Source organism: Pantoea sp. nfd-35 (assembly GCF_056892255.1).
In genome coordinates, this window is record NZ_CP122403.1 from 1,832,348 (window position 1) to 1,847,610 (window position 15,263).

Here is a 15,263-nt window from a genome sequence, read left to right on the forward strand (position 1 = left end):
AACAGGAATGTATCGGGAGAGTGGTAAATGAAGGTAGACGATCGCGTCAGTGTGAAAACGGATGGTGGGCCCCGTCGTACAGGCACCATCCTGGCTGTTGAGCCATTTAGTGAAGGCACCATGTTTCTGGTGGCCCTGGAAGATTACCCGCAGGGCATCTGGTTCTTTAACGAGAGCGGTCATCAGGACGGTGTGTTTGTCGAGGCTTATCCTGCCGACTGACCTTCATATTTAACTGCCAGACCATCACAAAATCGCCCTCTGGCCTGTTTGGCTCAGAGGGCGAGTGTTATTGACAGCGCCGTCAGGCAATGCGCTTCAGCGACGTCGCTGGCTCACCGGTCTGCTTTGGCTAAAACGTTTCCCAGTTCTCATTGCCGCTTGTGGCGGCAGCGGGGCGCAAGACAGGCGCAGGCGCCTTAGGTGCGCTATCGGACTGATGAACAGGTTTTGCTGCTGGCGTATCCTGCAAACGGAAAGCCGCCACCGCCTTGGTCAACTTACCAGCCTGATCTTCCAGAGAGGCAGCCGCAGCCGAGGCTTCCTCAACCAGTGAGGCGTTTTGCTGCGTCACGTTATCCATCTCTGTAACGGCCTGGCTGACCTGCTGGATACCGCGGCTTTGTTCGTCGGACGCGGCGGCAATTTCCGACATGATATCGGTCACGCGACGCACGGCCTCAACAATTTCGCTCATGGTCGTCCCGGCCTCACCTACCTGATGTGAACCGCTGCTGACTAACTTCACTGATTCAGCAATTAGTGATTCAATTTCTTTTGCCGCCTGCGCACTGCGCTGAGCCAGGTTACGGACTTCGCTGGCGACCACGGCAAAACCGCGGCCCTGTTCGCCCGCGCGGGCAGCCTCGACGGCGGCATTCAGCGCCAGAATGTTCGTCTGGAAGGCAATACTGTTGATCACGTTAGTGATCTCAGCAATTTTCTTCGAACTACCGGAAATATCGTTCATGGTTTTCACCACGCCACTTACCATATCGCCGCCGCTGCGCGCCTTGCCGGACGCATCTGCTGCCAGTTGGCTGGCGTGATGGGCGTTATCTGCGTTCTGTTTCACCGTCGCGGTGAGCTGTTCCATGCTGGCCGCAGTCTGCTCAAGCGCGGCTGCCTGTTGCTCGGTACGTGATGACAGGTCGGTGTTACCCGCAGAAATCTCACTTGATCCCTGGTAAATGGCGATAGCCCCTTCGCGGACGGTACCTACCGTTTTGATTAGCGACTGCTGCATACGTTGCAGGTTGTCGAGCAACAGACCTATTTCGTTACGGCCGTGCGGGACAGTGGGTGCCGTTAAATCCCCTTGAGCAATACGTTCTATGTGCGCCACTGAATTGCGCAGTGGGTTAATGACGACACGACGTAAAAACACAAAGGTGAGCAGCACCAGCACAAGAGCGGCAACAAACGCGGAGCCCATTGCGATAAATCCAATCCGTGACTGCTCTGCCGCCTGATCGTTGATCTGAGCGGAGCGAACATCACGAAGCTTAATCGCCTCCATCAGAACGGCTTTATAGGCGTTGTCCAGTTTGCGTGTCGTATCGGTTTCCTGAGCAATAATGCTTTCGAAGCTGCCCTGTTTACCCGATTCGATCATCGGCATCAAACCCTTCGTCACATACTCTTTGAAACGCGCCTGTAACTGCTCATCCAGCTTGATGCCTTCTGGTGTTTTGCTTTTACGATTCAGATAGATTTTAAGGCCGGCTTCAGCCTGCTTGATACGATCGGCCGTAGCCGCAAGATTGGCGTTGAATTCATCCATCTCACCGATACGCGCGGCGGCGCCTGCCTGAATGATATTCAAACGGGCAGAGCGCATGTGCGATGAGCTGTCGATAAGCCCGTTTCTAACCTGGATCTCATCGGTAGCATCTTTAAGGGACTGATTACTGAGAATAAGAAAGTAGCTTGAGATAGCAATACAGAGTGCGAACAGAAACAATATCCCGCCGAATATTAAACTAAACAGAGGAACGAGGCGGATGTTTTGCCAAAGACTAAGTTTGGGATGCCCTTCATTAACCAGCGTTGTGTTCATTTCCTTGCTCTCTTAGGAGGTTATTCTGTTGAACAAAACATCGGCAAAAGAAGAGAAAGGTTTACACCCGAAAGTGAGATCTGGATCGCTAATCCATAAAAAAACCGGCCTTTTGGGCCAGTTCTTAGAGGGGAGGAGGTTACCTTACGTTGACATAGATACCGGACGTCACGTTATCGGTTAAACGCACCACATGATAGATCACTTGCTTGTTATGCGTTTTAATTTTTCGCTTTATATTGCCTTTATGCGAAGAAACGGTTTTCGCTTTGATTTGCATTTTATCTGATATCTGGATGGTATCATGGCCTGACATCCACATTTTCAGCATATTTGACTCTGTCTGGCTTAGCGTAAGAGGGTGGACATCAAGACCCGAAGAAATACGCGGCGACATATTGAGTTTTTTCTGCAAATAAGTACTTAACAATGAATCCAGCGTCGAAGGCTTAATTGCTTTGGATGTAATAATCAAATTTTTCCGAACATACAAATATTCTTCAAAATGAATATTACTAATGGCCATAAAAATAAAAAACAATGTTTCGGGATGCTGGTTAATAACGCTGCGAATGCGCTCGCTGGAGTCGGTTTCATGAATGAAACAGTCTTCGTTAATAAAGACGACGCCAGGTTTTAACTGCTCACATCTTTGCTGTAATTGCTCAATGTCAGATACAGAAGTAATATTTTTCTTCTTAACTCCCTTAGAAGACATATAATCTGATAATCCCAGGCGTGTGTAGTTGCAGGAATCCATAATAATCGTTGGCATGTTAGCGACCCTCACCAATTTGTTATCCGTTTAAATCAACGATGAATTACGCGTTGCGGTACGAGAAGATTTCCAAAGCGCTTTTTTTTATTCTGCTGATGCAGCGTGGCAATGGGCAATAGCCCATAAAAGTCCTCTTCCCTGACCCGGTCTGCAAAAAATTTGTGTTGCTCTGACCTCACACCTGACCTGATATCAACATGATAAGTCGATACAAAGTCGGACTGAGCGAAATGCAGTTTTTTGGGAGCGCTGTCACTATCGCTGAAAACCCAGAGTTTTCTGATAGGACAAATCTTAAAAACATTTATTTCACGAAAGTGTGAAGTCGGTTAGCGAGTTGACAATGCCGGAAAAAACATTTTCTGACAAGAAAAATCACATAAAAATTTTTCTTTAGTAATTTCAACGCATTGCCGATTTTGTCACCAAAACAATCTTGTTGATGACTCGGTTAACCGCCTGACTAAAATACGCGAAGCGCGGTTTAATAAGAATAATTTTAAGACTTTCCGCACGTTTATCAGAATATCCTTAGTTGATTTCTGGGAAATGTGGTTTGAAAAATGTGCGGATAGTTATGCGTTTCTTAAGTATCAAATCAGGATAATAGTTAGATACTTAATGTTCAGACAGGGGACAGTTCTGTCAGGAACTGGGCCAGAAGATCGAATATTTCGCCGAACAGGTGCTCGCAGAAGGGGGCAAGGAGAGGCATCAGCAGGCTGATGGTCAGAATGCCTACTGATAAGGTAATCGGGAAGCCGATCGCGAAGATTGATAACTGTGGTGAAAGACGGTTTAACAAACCCAGGACCATATTTATCGTGAGTAGCAAAACGATCAACGGCAGCGCTAACATCATGCCATTAAGGAAAATCATGCTGCCGGATTTCACCAAAGCCATAAAGGCATTTGCCTGAAGAGGCTCGCCGCCGATAGGCAACGTATGAAAACTGTCCGACAGCAGGGAAATAAGCCACAGGTGACCGTTGAAAGTCAAAAATAAAAGCATCGCCAGCATGTCGAGAAAGCGCGCAAGAACGGGCATATTCAGTCGACTGGCGGGATCGAAAAAGGTGGCGAAAGACAGACCCATCTGCAATCCAATCAGTTCACCGGCGGTACGAACCGCGGCAAAGGCGAACTGCATGGTAAAACCAATGGCAATCCCAATCAGCATCTGCTGAATCAGCAGCATAAAGCCGGCAGGTGAAAACAGCGTCACGTTCACCGGGGGTAAATTTGGGATCAGTATCCAGGTGATCATGGCGGCAAGACCAATCTTCACGCGTTTACTCACCGCTTTTTCACTCAGTACCGGCGCGGTAGCAAGCAGTGCCAGAATACGCACCAGTGGCCAGAAAAACTGACTGACCCAGTGTACGAGTTGGCTACTGTCGAGAGTGATCATCAGCCGATGATATAAGGCAGATTAGAAAAGACGGTGCGGATGTAATCCAACAGCACGTTCAGCATCCAGGGGCCGGCAATGATACCCGTGGTGGCCACTGCAATAATTTTTGGAATGAAAGACAGCGTTTGTTCGTTAATCTGGGTCGCTGCTTGCAGCAAACTCACCAGTAAACCGCTGACCAGCGCGGCCAGAAGCATAGGGGCAGCCAGCAGCAGGGCAACGCGCATGGCTTCCTGTCCCATTACCATTACCGATTCAGGTGTCATGAATTTCTCCTGTGCAATAGAGAGGTCAGGAATAGAAACTTTGCGCCAGCGAGCCAACCAGCAATTGCCAGCCGTCCACCAGAACAAACAACATTAATTTGAACGGCAGCGCAATTGTTGCCGGGGGAACCATCATCATCCCGAGTGCCATTAACACGCTGGCAACCACCAGGTCGATAATTAAAAAAGGAATAAATACGGTAAAGCCAATCTGGAATGCGGTTTTTAATTCACTGGTCACGTAAGCCGGCAACAGAATACGCATAGGTACGGCTTCCGGACCCGCAATCGGCGCTGTATTTGCCAGGCGGGCAAATAACGCTAAGTCAGCCTCACGGGTTTGCCGCAGCATAAACTCCCGCAGCGGCTGTGCGCCTTTATCGATCGCCACATCCATGCTGATTTTATCCTGGCTAAATGGCAGGTAGGCATCCTGATAAATTTTATCGAAGGTCGGTGCCATAATAAAAAACGTTAAAAATAAGGTCAGGCCAAGTAATACCTGGTTAGGCGGCGCGGAAGGCGTGCCCAGCGCATTACGTAGCAGGCCGAAAACAATAATGATGCGGGTAAAGCTGGTCATCATTAACAGAATGGCTGGCAGGAATGTTAACGAAGTAATAAAGACCAGCGTTTGTACCGGCAGTGACCAGCTTTGGCCACCGTTAGCTAATGGCTGACTAACCAGGCCCGGCAACTGGGCATGGGCAACCGGTGCCAGCAACAGCAGCGGCAGAAGAGGGAGCAGTCGACGCATCATGGATTTTTTCCGGGACGTTTAACCAGATTTTGTAATAGCTGACGAAAATCCTGCGGCGCAGCTTTTACCGGTGCGGTTTCATCAGGTGCACCTGGCGGCAACGTATGCAGGTGAGTAATTTGTTGAGCTGTCACGCCCAGCACCAAACGCGCATCCGGCGTATCAACAATCACAACGCGTTCGCGCTGGCCGACCTGCACACTGGCCGTGAGTGTCAGCTCACGGCTGCCCACTTTCTTAGGGGCAAAACCCATGCGGCGTGCCAGCCAGGCACATGCCAGAATCAACAGAATAATGACGACCAATACGCCACTGACCTGGGTCAATACTGAACCTGCCGAAATGGGCGGTGCCTGAGGTGTGGCAGGTTGCAGCGTATGATTCTGGTTATTCATCTTAACGGCTCAGACGACGCATACGCTCTGACGGCGTAATGATATCGGTGATGCGAACGCCATATTTATCGTTGACCACGACGACTTCACCCTGTGCGATCAAATAACCGTTGATCAGGATGTCCAGCGGTTCACCCGCCAGCCCATCCAGGGAAACCACGGAGCCCTGCGTCAGACGCAGCAGTTCTTTAATGGTCATTTTGGTGCGGCCAAGCTCGACGGTGAGCTTCACCGGGATATCCATAATCAGGTCGATATCCTGCAACGAACCTGACGCATTACTCGTTTCAAAGCTTTTAAAAACGTCATCACTCTGTGAGGCAGTCGTAGCGGAGCCAACCTGCTCATTCATTGCTTCAGCCCACAGATCGTCCGCAGAGATAGTATCATCGGACGGTTTCTTGCTGTCAGTCATGGGGCTGTTCCTCGTTAAGCGAATTCAAAATCGGGTTAATCAAATGTTCAACACGCAGGGCATACTGGCCGTTAAGCGTGCCATACTGACTGGTTAAAACGGGCACACCGTCCACATGGGCAATAATGCGCTCTGGCTTTTCAATCGGCAGGACATCACCGGGTTTCAGCTGTAAAACGCGCGACAGGCGCAGCGACGTTTCGGCGAAATGGGCAATCAGTTCCAGCTCAGAGTGCTGAACCTGCTTCACCAGATTGTCGCGCCAGTGTGTATCTTCTGACCGCGAGTTTTCCAGCGGTGGATTCACCAGCATTTCACGCAGCGGTTCAATCATCGAAAACGGAATACAGATGTTGAACTCACCCACAAGGTTACCGATTTCAACCTGGAAAGGCGTATTCACAACAATATCGTTAGGTGATGTGGTGATGTTGGTGAATTTCACCTGCATTTCCGAACGCACATACTCCACATCCAACGGATAAATGGCTTTCCACGCATCGCTGTATCCGTCAAGCGCCAGCTTCAGCATGCGGCGAATGACACGTTGCTCGGTATGGGTAAACTCCCGTCCTTCAACTTTAGTCGGAAAGCGGCCATCACCGCCAAAAAGGTTATCGACCGCAATAAACACCAGGCTTGGCGAAAACACGACTAATGCCGTACCGCGCAGGGGCTTCAGATGGATCAGGTTCAGGTTGGTTGGCACCGGCAGATTGCGTGCAAACTCATGGTAAGGCTGAATCTTGATCGCGCCTACGCTGATATCCGGGCTACGACGCAGCAGGTTAAACAGCGCCATACGGAAACTACGGGCAAAACGCTCGTTAATAATTTCCAGCGCCTGCAGACGCTCGCGCACCACGCGACGCTGGGTATTCGGATCATAAGGGCGAATATCGCCCTCAGGTCCGTTTTGTTTCTTTTCTTCTTCCGCGCTGCCGCTGTCGCCGTTAAGTAGCGCGTCAATTTCAGCCTGGGAGAGAATGCTGTCGCCCATTGATTCACCTCAAAATGAAGGCAGTAAACAGTACGTCGTCTACGACCTGCGGAGGTTGACCTTTTACCAGTGGTGGTGCCAGCGCCTGTTTGATTTGATCAACAAGCGCTTGCTTTCCTTGCTCCGTCGCCAGTGCAGCTGCGTTCTGACGAGACAGCAGCAGTAACAGACGACTGCGAACCTCAGGCAGGTAGTCACTCATCCGACGACGCGTTTCTTCATCCGGCAGACGTAGCGTAAAGCCTACGTACAGTACGCGGTCTGGGTCGTTGTCGGGATTGACCAGGTTAACCGTAAATGTATCAAGTGCAAAAAAGACCGGGGCGGGAGGCGGTTCAACTTTCGCGACCTCCGGCTTATCACCCTCATGTTTATTCATCATTCGCCAGACTGCATAGCCTGCCACGCTGCAAGCGGCCAGCGCGACAATCAGTAACACTGGTATTAAAAGTTTTCGTTTGCGGCCTTTGGCTTTCGCGTTATCAGACATTTTTGCAGTAACTTCCTGTGAATTATGGGCAAGCCTCTCGGCTTGCCTGAACAGATTATCGCGTGTCTTAAGTCAAACAATGGCAAGAAAAGACACGGGTTTTACGCTTACCTTCAGCGTTTGTCGCTGTCAGGCAAATGTGTCGACTGCGCCTTTGCCGGTTAACCGGGCCTGAAGAGACTGCGGTACGGCAATGGGTGTAATGTCGCTATCACTGTCCTGGGTGAGGGAGAAGCTGCCGTGCTGTCCGTCGCGACGCGCCTCCTGTTGCTGCTGGAAGCTCTGTCCCTGCGAGAAACTCTCACTGCTTACCTGACTCTCACCCAGGTTAATCCCGCTTTCCGCCAGGGCATGACGCAACTGGGGAAGCGCAGCTTCCAGCGCGGCCCTGACATGGCTATGGCTGGAAACCATATTTAACTGTGCCTGATCGTTATTCAGTTTCAGGCTGATCTGAATCGCCCCCAGGTCTTCAGGATGCAATCGCAGCTCTGCATTCTGCTGGCCATTACGGCTGAACATCACAATTTGCTGCCCCAGTGCCTGCTGCCATTCGTTGCTGCCCAGGTGGGCATTCAGCGTCGGCGTTGACGGTGAGTTCATCGTCGCTGAGGCGCCAGATGACTGCAGCAAGCTACTGGTACTGCTCACCGGCGCGCTGAGAATGGCCTGGTTATCGCTGGCTGCCGCTAACGGACGATCGTCCTGCTTACTGACGCTGCTCAGTATCTGCTGAAAACTGCCGTCGGTGGTCAGAGCCGCAGGCGTCACCGCGGTGTTATGACTTGTCGCGGCGGTTGGGCCGGTCACGCTCTGGCTAACCAGACTGGCTTTATTGGCCAGGTTGCCGTCCTGCACCTTCGTGTTTTGGCTCTCTTTGCCATCACCTGTTAGTGCCGTAGTGACCGCCTGCGTCAGCGCTGACAGCGCTGAACGGGGCGCATCCCCTTGCAAATCCGCACCACGGTTCGCTGCGTTGTCTTTCACCGCCTGCTGCAGTCCCGTCGCGGGTAGCATGGCAAAGAGCGCCTGTATATTCTGCATGTCGCTATTGTTAAGGGCGGTGGCTGTCAGCTCATCTTTATCATCGGCTGATTTTGTGCCGGCTTTAATCTTTTCCGGTGTAAACAACGCACTAAGCGCAGTCGGCGTTTCCAGCGAAGAGAGTAATGCATTCAACGAGGTGGCCGTTTTATGCTCCGTCTCTGTTGTGACATTTTTATCTGTAGCCGCAGGGGTTTTACCGTGCAGCTTCGCCAGGGAAAGCAGCTGATTTCCCAGGGCGGTGATAAAGTCCTGTGGCAGCGTCTCACCACTGCTTAACAGGTCTGTGGTGCCTGATGTGTCAGCAGTGCCGATGGCTTTCGTCGTCAACGCGGTGTTTGGCAGCGTAATCATTCGCCTTTCCTCAGTGCGGCCCGTTGGGCAAATTCATCCATCCGTTTCTGGTCGAGACGGTTTTCTTGTCGTAATGCATTTTCCTCTGCCCGGGTGATCAGAGTTTGATAGGCGTTCAGGCGCTGCTGTTTCTCACGCCAGTTGACCAGCGCCTGTTCCAGCCGTTGGTTCCATTGCTGTAGCTGGCTGCGGTGTTGCTCAATCGCCTTCTCCAGCGTCTGGATAAACTGGTGATAGTTGGTCCAGCGATTGCTGGCAATTCCGCTGGACATGTCACTGTTCAGCTTATTGCGGTACTCGTCCTGGTAATCGAGCAACATGGAGAGCTGCTCGTTAGCCGCCTGCTGACCCCGGCGCATATCGCCCAACAACACGGCGGCGCGCTCCAGGTCCTGCTCCGCTAAATCGCGAAGCGTGTCAATAGCATTGGCTGTTTTCATTACGATGTCCTCGTATCAAACGCGCTGACTAGCCAAACAAGGCGTGCAAATGCAGGCAGGCGTCGTCGTACTCACTGCGTTCAAAAATGCCTTGTTGCAGGAAGGCTTCCATCTGCGGGTAAAGCTGAATAGCTTTGTCCAGCATGGGATCGCTGCCTGCGGCATAGGCGCCGACGCTGACCAGGTCACGGTTGCGCTGAAAACTTGAAAGCAACTGCTTGAACTGGCGTACGCGTGCATAGTGATTTTCATCAATCAGTGATGTCATGGCACGACTGATTGACGCTTCAATATCAATAGCCGGATAGTGTCCGGCCTCCGCGAGGCGACGTGACAACACGATGTGTCCGTCGAGGATTGCGCGGGCAGAGTCTGCAATCGGATCCTGCTGGTCGTCGCCTTCGGTCAGAACGGTATAAAAAGCCGTAATGGAGCCGCCGCCATCGATACCGTTACCGGCGCGCTCAACCAGGGCCGGGAGCTTAGCGAAAACAGACGGTGGATAACCTTTAGTGGCTGGTGGCTCACCGATTGCCAGGGCAATCTCACGCTGGGCCATGGCGTAACGCGTCAGGGAGTCCATGATTAACAGGACGTGCTTACCGCGATCGCGGAAGTCTTCTGCAATACGTGTGGCATAGGCTGCGCCCTGAAGACGCAACAGCGGGGAGACATCGGCCGGCGCCGCAATCACCACGGAACGGGCACGGCCTTCCGCGCCTAAAATGTTTTCAATAAAGTCTTTAACTTCACGACCACGCTCACCGATTAACCCGACAACGATCACATCGGCCTGGGTGTAACGCGCCATCATGCCGAGCAGCACGCTTTTACCCACGCCTGAACCGGCAAACAGGCCCATACGTTGACCACGGCCAACGGTGAGCAGGGCGTTGATAGCCCGAACGCCCGTATCCAGGACATCAGTGATGGGCGTGCGCTGTAAGGGGTTAAACGGCGGAGTATTTAGTGCCGCACGGTAGCCAGTTTCCGGTGACGGTAAGCCATCGAGCGGCCTTCCGCTGCCGTCAAGGACACGGCCCAGCAGTTGTGGTCCGAGTAAAAGCTGCTTTCCGGCCTGCGGGTTTTCACCGGTAGCCCGGGCATAAACGCGCGCCCCCGGCAGAATGCCGTCCACTTCTTCCAGCGGCATCATCAGCAGTTTCTGACCGTTGAAACCGACGACTTCACTTTCGATTTCGCTGATGCTCTTACCGTCGTTGCGCTCAATCACACAGGTTGAACCCAGGGGCAGCTGCAGGCCGGTCGCCTCCAGTACCAGGCCGGTGGCACGGGTCAAACGCCCATAACGACGAATCGGTTGTACCTGAGAAATACGACTCTCAAAGGCATCAAGCGAGCCAAGCCAGCGGTTCAGACGTGTGGTCATTAAAATTCTCCCGGCGCCGCCAGGCGACACAGTTCCTGCCAGCGAGTGGCGACGCTGGCGTCGAGATCGCCATCTTCGGCGCTGAGCTTGCAGCCGCCAGGGTGCAACGTGTTATCTGCCAGTAAACGCCAGCCGTGAAGATCGAGCGTCGGACCTAAGGTTTGTTCGATTCTCAGCAGATCGTCCGGATGAACGCGCAGTTGAGGTTTACCGCTAAACATCGGCTCCTGCTGAAGCAGGCCCTGGATCTGCCGAAGCAGGGCGCTGCCATCCACCGTTGTTGCCTGCCCAATGACTGAGCGCGCGGCTTCCAGCGCCAGCTGCATCAGACGGGCGGCGATCACGCTGTCCAAAGATTCCAGCGTGTTCTGGAATTCGGTGACCAACTGCTGCATGCGTGCCTGTAAAGGCGCCTGCTGCTGCTGTGCATCGGCCAGACCTTGCTGAAAACCCGCGTCGTAACCGGCCTTCTGGCCTTCAGCAAACCCCTGCAGATGACCTTCGCTATAGCCTTGCCCGTGCGCCTCTTTACGCAACTGCTGCTGCATATGTTCAAACTGCTGCTGTTGCTCATCTTCTTCAGATTCAAAGATGGTAACCTCGGCTGGCTCTGCTGACATGGCAACGGGCTCTTCTGGACGCCCCAGCTCAACCGGCTGCCACAGCTGCCATGGACGGGCAGAAAATGCATCAGACATAGGTTTCCTCGCCACCACCGATTACCATCTCGCCGGACTCTGCCAGGCGACGAACCACCAGCAGGATCGCTTTCTGTTCGTTCTCGACCGCAGACATACGCACCGGGCCACGGTTGGCAAGATCGTCGCGCAGAATATCTGCTGCACGTGCCGACATGTTTTTGAGGAACTTCTCGCGCAGAGGCTGCTCTGCACCTTTCAAGGCGATCAGCAACTGCTCGGACTCCACTTCCTGCAACAGACGCTGGATACTGCGATCGTCCACTTCCACCAGATTTTCGAACAGGAACATCTCGTCGATGATTTTCTGTGCCAGCTCGCCGTCGAAGTCGCGAACCGCTTCGATGACCGCTTCTTCCTGCTGCGTTTTCATCAGGTTGATGATTTCTGCCGCCGTTCTTACGCCGCCCATCTTCGCGCGCTTGAGGTTGGTGCCGTCGAGCAGGCTGTTCAGCACTTCGGTCAGTTCTGCCAGTGCGGCAGGCTGTACGCCACCAAAGGTCGCAATACGCAGCATGACGTCATGACGCAGGCGTTCATCAAACAGCGCCAGGATATCTGCAGCCTGACCGCGTTTGAGGTGTACCAGAATGGTCGCGATAATCTGGGGATGCTCGTCGCGAATAAGGTCGGCAGCCGCCTGCGGCTCCATGAAGTTGAGCGTTTCCATCCCGCTGGTGGTATCACGGGTTTCAAGGATATCTTCCAGCAGGCTTGAAGCACGTTCTTCACCCAGCGCACGGGTCAACACGGAGCGCAGGTAGTCGTTGGAGTTCAGGCTCAGCGCCGCGAACTGCTCGGCATCGGCTTCGAACTCTCGCAGCACTTCAGTCAGCTGCTTATGGGATACCTGACGCATGCTGGCCATTGCCGAGCTCAAATGCTGCACTTCGCGTTGGTTCAGATGCTTAAACACTTCCGCCGCGCGTTCTTCGCCAATGGTCATCATCAGAATGGCGCTTTTTTCAGTACCGGTCAGACTCATAGTTCGTTACCCATCCATTCACGAATAACCAGCGCCACGACGCGCGGATCGTTTTCAGACATGTCGCGGATACGCTGGCTCATGACTTCAGCGCTCATGCGGTTATTAGTTTTGCGTTCCTGCTCCATCTCATCTTTGCTGAGCTGGACGCTGTAAGCTTCCTGATCGTTTTGCTGTGCAGCACGGGCAGCCATCGCTTCTGCAGCCGCTTTCTCAGCTTCTTTCTTACGCAGTACATGTGGACGAACCGTTTTGCGGTACAGGATGAAGGCAACCAGTGCCACCAGCAGCCACTTACCTGCACTTATCAGCTGGTCAAAGAAGGACTGCTGTTGCCAGAAGGGCAGTTCGCTGACAGTAGGTTCGGTGGTATTGAACTGCGAGTTCACCACGTTGACGCTGTCACCACGTTGTTGTGAATAGCCCATGGCTTCACGCGTCAGGTCTTCAATCTGCTTCAGCTGCTGCTCGTTAAGTGCAAGCGCTTTGCCTTTATCATCTTCGCGATAGTTCACCACCACGGCGACGGACAGACGCTGCACATCTCCCACATTCATTTTGGTATGGCGAATGGTGCGATCCAGCTCATAGTTCACTGTGTCATCGCGGCGAGAGTTGGTTGGCACGCTGCTGGCCGAGGCGGTACTGGTACGCTGGCCATTCGCGGCATTGTTCTGGCCATTCGCATTCTGCCCGTTGGCCGCGTTGGTGTTCGGCGCATTGACCGGCGCAGTATTCGCGGGCGCTGGCTGATTAGACAGCGCGCCAGGCACGCCGCCAGGATAAGGGCTGCCAGACTGCTCGCTGGTGCTTGTCTGCTGTGAGCGGATTGACGCATTTTTGGGGTCGCCATTTGGCTGATACTTCTCGTCTGTCTGCTCGCTGGTATCAAAGTTAATCTGCGCGGTAACCTGTGCATGCACGTTGCCCTGGCCCAGAATCGGATTCAGGATAGCTTCAATGCGTTGCTGATAACGGGCTTCCACTTCGGCAGCATATTTAAGTTGTGCGTCATTCAGGTCACGACCCACCGCATCAGAACGCGTTAACAGATGACCGCTCTGATCCACGACGGTGACGTTGCCCGGAGGTAAACCCGCCACGCTGCTGGAAACCATGTGGGTAATCGCCTGAATCTGACCCTCGTCCAGTGCGCGACCCGGTTGCAGCGTTAAGGTTACGGACGCAGAAGGGGCCTTTTGCTCACGCACAAACAGAGTAGGTTTAGGCATGGCCAGATGCACGCGTGCGGTTTTAACCGGCCCCAGTGATTCGATGGTACGTGCCAGCTCGCCTTCGAGTGCGCGCTGGTAGTTAACCTGCTCACTAAACTGGCTGATACCGAACTTCTCTTTATCCAGCAGCTCAAAGCCGACGTTGCCACCTTTAGGCAGGCCCTGTTCAGCCAGACGCAGACGCAGTTCATGCACTTTGTCTTCAGGGACCATCAATGCGCCACCGTTATCGGCAAAACGATAAGGTACATTCATCTGCGTCAACTGCGTGACAATGGCGCCGCCATCCTCGTTTGAGAGATTGCTGAACAGCACGCTGTAGTTAGGTGTCTTGGCCCAGAGGACCAATGCAAACACCACTGCAATAGCAGCGGCGGCGGCGACGATTAAAGGTATGCGTGGATTAGCACGCAGGCGAGCGAGAAGGTCACCGAAGCCTTTCTTGTCTTGATCTTGTGTGGCGGCTGCACTCGCATTCATGACCGATTCCTGCCTGACGTAATTGACCGGGTTAGTTGTGATGGCAAAACAGACTCCCTGACCTGCATAAATAAAATTTCCACTTCAATGCCTGGCATTATTTGATGAAACGCAAAATTCGATGGGTGAATAAGCCACGGTTTTTAGCGCCATTTAGGGGCTTTGTCTTATTGACAATGTGTTAACTTCTCCGCACATCAAAAATCTTCATCTCTTTTCTGTGAGGTAACAGCCATGTCAGTGCAGGCAATCGAGGGTGTTTTACAGCAGTTACAGATGACGTCGCTCCAGGCCAACAACAAGAGTAACGACGTCACCAGCCATATCGACTTCGGTGCGACCATGAAGGCCGCGCTGGATAAAATCAGCGAAACGCAGACTTCTGCACGCACCCAGGCGCAGGATTTCGAAATGGGTAAGCCCGGGATCGCGCTGAATGATGTGATGGTCGATCTGCAGAAATCATCCATCTCAATGCAGATGGGAATTCAGGTCAGGAACAAGCTGGTTTCGGCTTATACCGACATCATGAATATGCAGGTGTAGTCACGTCACTGACGGGGGAATATCAGGTTCGTGCAAGGTGGACTTTGGGTTGTGGTAGAGCCAGGGCAGAGTGCGTGTTTGTGATAGGGCATCCAGCGCTGCTTTTTCTTATCCTTATTCCTTATCCACGCCGTCATACACCTGATAACCCCTCAGTGAAGGAGTTTGCCGCGGCTGACTGGCCAACAAATTCAAAAGTGTAAATCGATAAAAACAGACTGACCGACCCTTATACTGGCCAATAAGCTGGTTAACTCACGTCTGACAACCCGCCAAACGTACGCCTTAAAATTTATTGCCTCCGTAAGAGATAACCTTTATTTACATCACCTGTGCTATCGCAAAAAAAAAGAATTTTTATCCTGACTGGAATTAACGCGCCTGAGTGAAAACAATTATCCTTTACAGGGTTTTGTTTAATTTTCATTTAACTTCCAAACTATTTTTCAAGAGTGTTGCCGCGGTGTCTCGAACAGCAATATAAGGTTTTCTTCAGTTTCAATCCGATGACATC

At 52.5% G+C, this 15,263-nt stretch carries 17 protein-coding genes; 2 read left to right on the forward strand and 15 right to left on the reverse strand.

Going from position 1 to position 15,263, the window contains the following annotated elements:
• Positions 1–27 precede the first annotated feature (27 nt).
• Complete coding sequence (gene dsrB, locus P9J57_RS08540) at positions 28–222, forward strand: protein DsrB (RefSeq protein ID WP_064352464.1); 195 nt, start codon at positions 28–30, stop codon at positions 220–222.
• Positions 223–352: 130 nt separating this feature from the next.
• On the opposite strand, the gene P9J57_RS08545 is transcribed toward dsrB, so the two are convergent.
• The 15 genes from P9J57_RS08545 to fliF form a co-directional block, all read right to left on the reverse strand.
• Positions 353–2,059: a methyl-accepting chemotaxis protein gene (locus P9J57_RS08545; protein WP_015700052.1), complete on the reverse strand. Its 1,707-nt coding sequence runs from the start codon at positions 2,057–2,059 to the stop codon at positions 353–355.
• Between the two features lie 139 nt (positions 2,060–2,198).
• Positions 2,199–2,834 carry a transcriptional regulator RcsA gene (gene rcsA / locus P9J57_RS08550; RefSeq protein ID WP_014593952.1) on the reverse strand — a complete coding sequence of 212 codons (636 nt, stop codon included), beginning with the start codon at positions 2,832–2,834 and terminating at the stop codon, positions 2,199–2,201.
• Between the two features lie 628 nt (positions 2,835–3,462).
• Positions 3,463–4,248: a flagellar biosynthetic protein FliR gene (fliR, locus tag P9J57_RS08555; protein ID WP_014593951.1), complete on the reverse strand. Its 786-nt coding sequence runs from the start codon at positions 4,246–4,248 to the stop codon at positions 3,463–3,465.
• Positions 4,248–4,517, reverse strand: coding sequence for a flagellar biosynthesis protein FliQ (gene fliQ, locus P9J57_RS08560; protein ID WP_014605563.1), 270 nt, complete (start codon positions 4,515–4,517; stop codon positions 4,248–4,250). Before fliQ ends, fliR begins: the two co-directional genes overlap by 1 nt.
• Positions 4,518–4,542: 25 nt before the next feature.
• Positions 4,543–5,274, reverse strand: coding sequence for a flagellar type III secretion system pore protein FliP (fliP, locus tag P9J57_RS08565; protein ID WP_033765984.1), 732 nt, complete (start codon positions 5,272–5,274; stop codon positions 4,543–4,545).
• Complete coding sequence (fliO, locus tag P9J57_RS08570) at positions 5,274–5,672, reverse strand: flagellar biosynthetic protein FliO (protein WP_014593949.1); 399 nt, start codon at positions 5,670–5,672, stop codon at positions 5,274–5,276. Before fliO ends, fliP begins: the two co-directional genes overlap by 1 nt.
• A 1-nt stretch (position 5,673) precedes the next feature.
• A complete protein-coding gene (fliN, locus tag P9J57_RS08575; RefSeq protein ID WP_013026182.1) occupies positions 5,674–6,087 on the reverse strand; it encodes a flagellar motor switch protein FliN in 414 nt (137 codons plus the stop codon).
• Positions 6,080–7,087, reverse strand: a complete 1,008-nt coding sequence (gene fliM / locus P9J57_RS08580) for a flagellar motor switch protein FliM (protein ID WP_013026181.1) — start codon at positions 7,085–7,087, stop codon at positions 6,080–6,082. The genes fliN and fliM overlap by 8 nt, the downstream gene beginning before the upstream one ends.
• A gap of 4 nt (positions 7,088–7,091) precedes the next feature.
• On the reverse strand, positions 7,092–7,577 hold the full coding sequence (gene fliL, locus P9J57_RS08585; protein WP_013026180.1) for a flagellar basal body-associated protein FliL: 486 nt from the start codon (positions 7,575–7,577) through the stop codon (positions 7,092–7,094).
• Positions 7,578–7,706: 129 nt separating this feature from the next.
• Positions 7,707–8,975, reverse strand: a complete 1,269-nt coding sequence (locus P9J57_RS08590; RefSeq protein ID WP_014605564.1) for a flagellar hook-length control protein FliK — start codon at positions 8,973–8,975, stop codon at positions 7,707–7,709.
• Entirely contained in the window at positions 8,972–9,415 is a 444-nt protein-coding gene (gene fliJ, locus P9J57_RS08595) for a flagellar export protein FliJ (RefSeq protein ID WP_013026178.1), read from the reverse strand. The genes P9J57_RS08590 and fliJ overlap by 4 nt, the downstream gene beginning before the upstream one ends.
• Positions 9,416–9,443: 28 nt before the next feature.
• A complete protein-coding gene (fliI, locus tag P9J57_RS08600; protein ID WP_014593947.1) occupies positions 9,444–10,805 on the reverse strand; it encodes a flagellar protein export ATPase FliI in 1,362 nt (453 codons plus the stop codon).
• Positions 10,805–11,503 (reverse strand): flagellar assembly protein FliH, encoded by a 699-nt coding sequence (gene fliH, locus P9J57_RS08605; RefSeq protein WP_014593946.1) that lies wholly within the window; start codon positions 11,501–11,503, stop codon positions 10,805–10,807. The genes fliI and fliH overlap by 1 nt, the downstream gene beginning before the upstream one ends.
• Positions 11,496–12,488, reverse strand: a complete 993-nt coding sequence (fliG, locus tag P9J57_RS08610; RefSeq protein ID WP_013026175.1) for a flagellar motor switch protein FliG — start codon at positions 12,486–12,488, stop codon at positions 11,496–11,498. Before fliG ends, fliH begins: the two co-directional genes overlap by 8 nt.
• Positions 12,485–14,203, reverse strand: a complete 1,719-nt coding sequence (gene fliF, locus P9J57_RS08615) for a flagellar basal-body MS-ring/collar protein FliF (protein ID WP_014593944.1) — start codon at positions 14,201–14,203, stop codon at positions 12,485–12,487. The genes fliG and fliF overlap by 4 nt, the downstream gene beginning before the upstream one ends.
• Positions 14,204–14,437: 234 nt before the next feature.
• Between fliF and fliE the strand changes: the two genes are divergently transcribed.
• Positions 14,438–14,749 carry a flagellar hook-basal body complex protein FliE gene (gene fliE / locus P9J57_RS08620; RefSeq protein WP_013026173.1) on the forward strand — a complete coding sequence of 104 codons (312 nt, stop codon included), beginning with the start codon at positions 14,438–14,440 and terminating at the stop codon, positions 14,747–14,749.
• Positions 14,750–15,263 lie beyond the last annotated feature (514 nt).

Bases quoted from the DNA above. Each gene is read 5' to 3' on its own strand.
- P9J57_RS08545 (WP_015700052.1), bottom strand. From the start codon at position 2,059: ATGAACACAACGCTGGTTAATGAAGGGCATCCCAAACTTAGTCTTTGG.
- fliG (WP_013026175.1), bottom strand. From the start codon at position 12,488: ATGAGTCTGACCGGTACTGAAAAAAGCGCCATTCTGATGATGACCATT.
- P9J57_RS08590 (WP_014605564.1), bottom strand. From the start codon at position 8,975: ATGATTACGCTGCCAAACACCGCGTTGACGACGAAAGCCATCGGCACT.
- fliN (WP_013026182.1), bottom strand. From the start codon at position 6,087: ATGACTGACAGCAAGAAACCGTCCGATGATACTATCTCTGCGGACGAT.
- fliM (WP_013026181.1), bottom strand. From the start codon at position 7,087: ATGGGCGACAGCATTCTCTCCCAGGCTGAAATTGACGCGCTACTTAAC.
- fliR (WP_014593951.1), bottom strand. From the start codon at position 4,248: ATGATCACTCTCGACAGTAGCCAACTCGTACACTGGGTCAGTCAGTTT.
- rcsA (WP_014593952.1), bottom strand. From the start codon at position 2,834: ATGCCAACGATTATTATGGATTCCTGCAACTACACACGCCTGGGATTA.
- fliO (WP_014593949.1), bottom strand. From the start codon at position 5,672: ATGAATAACCAGAATCATACGCTGCAACCTGCCACACCTCAGGCACCG.
- dsrB (WP_064352464.1), top strand. From the start codon at position 28: ATGAAGGTAGACGATCGCGTCAGTGTGAAAACGGATGGTGGGCCCCGT.
- fliL (WP_013026180.1), bottom strand. From the start codon at position 7,577: ATGTCTGATAACGCGAAAGCCAAAGGCCGCAAACGAAAACTTTTAATA.
- fliQ (WP_014605563.1), bottom strand. From the start codon at position 4,517: ATGACACCTGAATCGGTAATGGTAATGGGACAGGAAGCCATGCGCGTT.
- fliP (WP_033765984.1), bottom strand. From the start codon at position 5,274: ATGCGTCGACTGCTCCCTCTTCTGCCGCTGCTGTTGCTGGCACCGGTT.
- fliI (WP_014593947.1), bottom strand. From the start codon at position 10,805: ATGACCACACGTCTGAACCGCTGGCTTGGCTCGCTTGATGCCTTTGAG.
- fliE (WP_013026173.1), top strand. From the start codon at position 14,438: ATGTCAGTGCAGGCAATCGAGGGTGTTTTACAGCAGTTACAGATGACG.
- fliF (WP_014593944.1), bottom strand. From the start codon at position 14,203: ATGAATGCGAGTGCAGCCGCCACACAAGATCAAGACAAGAAAGGCTTC.
- fliJ (WP_013026178.1), bottom strand. From the start codon at position 9,415: ATGAAAACAGCCAATGCTATTGACACGCTTCGCGATTTAGCGGAGCAG.
- fliH (WP_014593946.1), bottom strand. From the start codon at position 11,503: ATGTCTGATGCATTTTCTGCCCGTCCATGGCAGCTGTGGCAGCCGGTT.